This window comes from Lacisediminimonas sp., assembly GCF_030645335.1.
Taxonomy (GTDB): domain Bacteria; phylum Pseudomonadota; class Gammaproteobacteria; order Burkholderiales; family Burkholderiaceae_D; genus Lacisediminimonas.
This window is the reverse complement of the sequence record NZ_JAUSNH010000031.1, coordinates 1-4,749: the sequence shown is the minus strand read 5'-3', so window position 1 is coordinate 4,749 and position 4,749 is coordinate 1. Positions and strand designations below refer to the sequence as shown.

Here is a 4,749-nt window from a genome sequence, read left to right as displayed (position 1 = left end):
CCGGCCCAGGCCTGTCCCACGTCTTTCCAGGCAAAGAGTGAAACGATGAAGCCGCCGAGCAACAGGCCGACGGCGGCGGCCCAGGGCGTTGCGTGGGTGACGTTGAACTGGAATCCGAACAGCGTCATCTCCGGCGCGGTGTCGGCTTCGAGCGAGTAGTGATAGGTGATTTCGACCACGCTCACCAGTCCGATGAGCAGCAACAGACCGGTGGCGAGGGCGCCGGCGTAAGGCAGCCACAGGCGGTTCATCAGCCGCTCCTTCATCACCGGTATGTGCATCACGATCAGGCTGGCAAAGCCGCCCGGCGCGTACAACACTATCAGCAGGAACAGCAGTCCGAGGTAGAACGCCCAGGCCTTGGTTATGGCACCGACCGCGGTGACCATGATGAAAAAGACGATGCTGCCGATGACGGGGCCGAAGAAGAATCCGGCGCCGCCGACGAACGTAGCCATCAGCACACCGGCCGAGCGCAAGGCGCCTACGTTCTCGGCGGTCACGATTTCGTAATTGATGCAATTCAGCCCGCCTGCGATACCGGCAAAAAAACTGGATATCAGAAGCGTGAGAAAACGCACTACATGCGTGTCGTAGCCGACGAATTCGGCGCGCTCGGGATTGTCGCGCACTGCGTTGGCCATGCGCCCGAGCGGGGTCTGGGTCCAGGCGAACATCGCCGCCATGCAGGCCAGAGTCCAGGCCACGATCAGGTAGTACACCTGGATCGCCGGCCCGTAGGTGATGCCGAGGAAAGGCTGGCCGATAACGCGGTTGGTGGTAATGCCGCCCTCGCCGCCGAAGAAGCCGGGGAACATCAGCGAACAGGCGAATACCAATTCGACGATGCCCAGCGTGATCATCGCAAACGTGGTGCCCGCCTTCTTGGTCGTCACATAGCCGAACAGGATGCCGAACATCATGCCGGCAAAGCCGCCGACCAGCGGAATCAGGCTGACCGGTATCGGCAGCGAGCCGCCGCTTGCCAGGTTCATCGCATGGATCGCGAAATAAGCGCCCAGTCCCGAATACACGGCATGGCCGAACGACAGCATGCCGCCCTGCCCGAGCAGCATGTTGTAGGACAAGGCAAAGATCATCAGCGTACCCATCTGGCACAGGATGGACAGCGATGCACCCTTGTTGAAGATCATCGGTGCGATCAGCAGGACCAGGGCGAAGGCGGTCCATACGATCCTGCGCCCCAGGTTGATCGGCTTGAACCGCATGGTGCTATTGGTTGCCTGCATTGCTTTAGCCTTCCCTCGTGCCCATCAGGCCGCGGGGCCGGAATATCATCATCAGGACCAGGAACAGGTAAGGCAGGATCGGCGCGGTTTGCGCAATCGTCAGCCTCAGCACGTTGTAACCTGGCGTTTCGGGCGTGACCATCATGCCGACAAAGGCCAGCACATCCGAAATGGAATAGTCGATCGCCACGGCGAATGTCTGTATCACGCCAATCAGCAGCGACGCCATCAGGGCGCCGGTCAGCGAGCCCATGCCACCGACCACCACCACCACAAAGATGATGCTGCCGACGGTGGCCGCCATGCTGGGCTCGGTCACGAACGCATTGCCGCCGATGACACCGGCCAGCCCGGCCAGCGCGCAGCCGCCGCCAAACACCAGCATGAACACCCGCGGCACGTTATGCCCGAGCGCTTCCACCATCTCCGGGTGCGTCAGCGAAGCCTGGATCACCAGCCCGATGCGGGTGCGGGTCAGCACCAGGTAGATCGACAGCATCATCACCAGCGCCACCAGCATCATGAAGCCGCGGTAAATCGGGAACGTCGTGGTGTAGAGCGTAAACAGCGGGCCGTCGAGCTCCGGCGGGATCACGTAACGCACGGCCGAGCGGCCCCAGATCAGTTGCACCACCTCAACCATCACGAACGACAGGCCGAACGTGAACAACAGCTCGGGAATGTGACCGAACTTGTGCACCGCGCGCAAGCCATAGCGTTCCACCGCCGCGCCGAGCAAACCCACCAGCACGGGCGCCAGCACCAGCGCCACCCAGAAATTGAACGAGTCGCTGATCATGTAGGCGAAATAAGCGCCGATCATGTAAAAACCGGTGTGCGCAAAATTGAGCACGCCCATCATGCTGAAAATCAGCGTCAGCCCGGACGACAGCATGAACAGCAACAGCCCGTAGCTCAAGCCGTTGAGCAATGTGATCAGTGTAAATTCCACCAGTACGTCCCTTGGGATGAAAACGACGACGACAAGCAGCACTGCACGCCAGTCAGGCTGGCGCCAGGATTACCGGCAAAAGGTCGGTGAACAGTCCCGCACCATGCATGCGGTGCGGGACTTCCGGGGTGCGTGATTACGACTTGGCAGGCCGCTTCATCTGGCACGAAGTCGGCTGCGAGGCGATGTAGGTCGGTACCTTGACATCGGTCTTCCAGCCGTAGCCAGTGTTTTCCTGGTCAAAGCGAACGTCCTTGTTGTTGGTCTTGCTCCAGGTCGCGATGTACAAAGGTTGCAGCATCTGATGGTCGCTGGCACGCATTTCGACTTCGCCATTGAGCGACTTCGTTTTCATGCCTTCCATTGCGAACGCCACTTTCACCGGATTGGTGGAATTGGTCGCCTTGATCGCCTGGCTGAACATGGAGACCACTGAATAGGTCTGCATGATGTAATAGTCGTCGTTGTACTTCTTCTTGAAGGCTTCGACGATCTCACGGCCGGCGTAAGTCTCGTTGTTGACATTCCACAGACCGACATACTTGACCCGGTCGGCACCGGCTGCGCCCATTGCGGTGGGCACGCCCGTGGTCGATGCGTAGTAGGTGTAGAAGTTGGCGGTCAGGCCGGCATCCTTGGCAGCCTTGATCAGCAGCGCCAGGTCGGCGCCCCAGTTGCCGGTGATGACTGCGTCAGCGCCGGAAGCCTTGATCTTGGCGACGTACGGCGAGAAGTCCTTCACCTGCGCGATCGGATGCAGGTCGTCGCCGACGATCTGCACATCAGGCCGCTTGCGCTTGAGCATTTCCTTGGCGGCGCGCGTGACCTGGTGGCCGTGCGAGTAATTCTGGCCAATGATGTAGACCTTTTTGAGCGCCTTGTTCTTCATCATCTCGGCGGTCAGCGCTTCCATCTTCATATCGGAGTTCGCGTCGAAGCGGAAATGCCAGAAGCTGCACTTGCTGTTGGTCAGGTCCGGATCGATCGCCGAATGGTTGAAAAACACGACTTCCTTGCCGGGATTGCGCTCGTTATGCTTGTTGATCGCGTCGATCAGCGCCATCGCCACCGCCGAGCTATTGCCCTGGGCAATGTAGCGGTAGCCCTGGTCGATTGCCGCCTTCAACTGGGTCAGCGATTCCTGCGGGCTGCCCTTGTTATCGAAGGGAACGAATTCAAGGGTGTTATTACCGGCCCACTTCTGCTTGTTCGCCGTTTCCGCCAGCATCTGGTAGGAGCGCAGCTGGTTCTGGCCAATCGGCGCGAATGCGCCCGACATGGTTTCAATCAGCGCGACGCGAACATTTTCGGCAAATGCGGCCGGCGCAGCGGTCATTACGGTCGCGGCGGATAGCGCCAGGATCAATGGACGGATTTTCATTTGCGTAGTCTCTCTATGGATTTTGTGATTTTATTGGGCTCGGTATCCTGCATGCCGCCCGGGGCAATGGCGGCCATGTCTCCCCCTCAGATGGTTGGCAATTTGTGGTCCTTGAATGTCTCCCTGATCCTGTTTTTCAAAACCTTGCCAGTTGCGCCGATCGGCAGGGCATCGATGAATGCCACATCGTCCGGAAGCCACCACTTGGCGATCTTCCCTTCATAGAATGCCAGCAGTTCCTCCCGCGTTACCTCGGCGCCCGGCTTTTTCACCACCACCAGCAGCGGGCGTTCATCCCACTTCGGATGCGCCACTGCGATGCACGCCGCCTGCAATACGGCAGGATGCGCCATCGCGATATTCTCCAGGTCGATACTGCCGATCCATTCGCCACCGGACTTGATCACGTCCTTGCTGCGGTCGGTAATCTGCATGTAGCCATCGGCATCGATGGTCGCCACGTCGCCGGTCGGGAACCAGCCATCCTGCAAGGGATCGCCGCCTTCCCCCTTGAAGTAACTGTCGATCACCCAGGGACCCTTGACCAGCAGGTTGCCGTAGGTCGTGCCATCCCAGGGCAGTTCGCTGCCGGCGTCGTCGACGATCTTCATCTCGACGCCGAAAATCACATGCCCCTGCTTGTCGAGCACGGCTTCCTGCTGCTCTTTCGGCAGCCCAAGGTGGCGCGCCTGCAAGGTGCCGGCCGTGCCCAGCGGCGACATTTCAGTCATGCCCCACGCGTGCACCACTTCAATGCCGTATTGGTCGCGGAAGGTTCGGATCATCGACGGCGGACATGCCGATCCGCCGATCACCGTACGCTTGAATGAGGAGAATGACAAATTATTCTGGCCGACATACGTCAGCAAATTCAGCCACACCGTCGGCACGCCGGCCGAGAACGTCACCTGCTCCTGCTCGAACAACTCGTACAGCGACTTGCCATCCATCCCCGCCCCCGGGAACACCATGCGGGCGCCGGTCAAGGGCACCGAATAAGGCAGGCCCCAGGCATTGACATGGAACATCGGCACCACCGGCAGGACCGTATCGCGCGCCGACACGTTCAGGGCGTCCGGCATGGTCGATGCATACGAATGCAACAGCGTGGAGCGGTGCGAGTACAGCGCACCTTTCGGATGGCCCGTGGTGCCGGAGGTGTAGCA

4 protein-coding genes are annotated in these 4,749 nt (G+C 60.1%); all 4 read right to left on the bottom strand.

Features of this window, described 5'->3' with window-relative positions:
• Nucleotides 1–1,250 (bottom strand): branched-chain amino acid ABC transporter permease (locus Q7T64_RS02245; RefSeq protein ID WP_304790464.1); only part of this gene is annotated, 1,250 nt, incomplete at its 3' end.
• A gap of 4 nt (nucleotides 1,251–1,254) precedes the next feature.
• A complete protein-coding gene (locus Q7T64_RS02240) occupies nucleotides 1,255–2,145 on the bottom strand; it encodes a branched-chain amino acid ABC transporter permease (RefSeq protein WP_370653242.1) in 891 nt (296 codons plus the stop codon).
• Nucleotides 2,146–2,338: 193 nt separating this feature from the next.
• On the bottom strand, nucleotides 2,339–3,583 hold the full coding sequence (locus Q7T64_RS02235) for a branched-chain amino acid ABC transporter substrate-binding protein (RefSeq protein WP_304790461.1): 1,245 nt from the start codon (nucleotides 3,581–3,583) through the stop codon (nucleotides 2,339–2,341).
• A gap of 86 nt (nucleotides 3,584–3,669) precedes the next feature.
• Nucleotides 3,670–4,749, bottom strand: a 1,080-nt coding sequence (locus Q7T64_RS02230) for an AMP-binding protein (RefSeq protein WP_304790458.1), incomplete at its 5' end; no start/stop codon positions are given.

Bases quoted from the DNA above. Each gene is read 5' to 3' on its own strand.
- Q7T64_RS02240 (WP_370653242.1), bottom strand. From the start codon at position 2,145: ATGCTGTCGTCCGGGCTGACGCTGATTTTCAGCATGATGGGCGTGCTC.
- Q7T64_RS02235 (WP_304790461.1), bottom strand. From the start codon at position 3,583: ATGAAAATCCGTCCATTGATCCTGGCGCTATCCGCCGCGACCGTAATG.